This is a genomic window from Paenibacillus jamilae, from assembly GCF_050482105.1.
Classification (GTDB): domain Bacteria; phylum Bacillota; class Bacilli; order Paenibacillales; family Paenibacillaceae; genus Paenibacillus; species Paenibacillus jamilae_B.
The window spans coordinates 1-971 of the sequence record NZ_JBCNHI010000082.1 but is presented as its reverse complement, the minus strand read 5'-3'; the positions used below and the strand labels follow the sequence as shown (position 1 = coordinate 971).

Genomic DNA, 971 nt, shown 5'->3' with positions numbered 1-971 from the left:
TCTCCGCCTTCCAGGTGACTCAGAACGTACATCCGTTTTTGCGCCGAGGAAACAGGATAATATTCGCGCTCCTCTGCCACCGGTATGGACACATACGTTTGCGGGGTCTGATCTTCATCCATCACCTGTACCAATTGCTCAATCGTCGGATATTGGAAAATGTCTCGCAAGGCCAGCTTGTAATTCAGCTCCTGATGGATTTTCGCCATCAGGGTGGTGGCACGCAGTGAATGTCCTCCCACTTCAAAGAAGTTATCCTTAATGCCTACCCGCCGGTGGTTCAGCACGCTTTGCCAAATACGTACCAATTGCTCTTCCAGCGGTGTGCGCGGCGCCACGTACTCCGTGCCTCCTTCGAGGCGTGCTTCTGGCGCAGGCAATGCTTTACGGTCAATTTTTCCGTTGGGTGTCAGCGGGAATTGATTCAGGGGTACAGCATACGTCGGGATCATATAGCCCGGCAGTTTAGGCTGGAGGATGCTGCGCAGCTCCGGTAAATTCAGCGCCCCCGAGGCTATGACATACGCGCACAGATCCTTGTCTCCCTCTTCGTTTTCCCAGGCGGTGACGATGGCTTTCTCAATGCCAGCCACAGTCAGCAGCTGCGCCTCCACCTCGCCCAGTTCAATCCGGAAGCCCCGGATTTTGACCTGATCATCCATCCGGCCGATAAAGTCTACATTTCCGCCCGGCATCCACCGCGCCAAGTCGCCGGTACGATACAGTCGTTCACCCGGAACATACGGGTTCGCTACGAATTTCTCCGCCGTCAGGTCCGCACGGTTCAGGTACCCCCGTGCCACCCCGGCTCCGCCGATGCACAGCTCACCCAGTACGCCGATCGGCACCGGATTCAGCTGACTGTCCACGATGTAGAAGCGTGCGTTCAGCCACGCCTGACCAATCGGCACATGGCCGCTGCTTGGTAGCTTCGACAGTTCTTCGTCATAAAAGCTGGAGTCAATCGCTGC

The 971-nt window shown here is 56.4% G+C and carries 1 protein-coding gene; it reads right to left on the bottom strand.

From position 1 onward, the window contains the following. On the bottom strand, window positions 1–971 hold a 971-nt coding region (locus ABEW32_RS26410), incomplete at both ends, for a non-ribosomal peptide synthetase (RefSeq protein ID WP_430193279.1).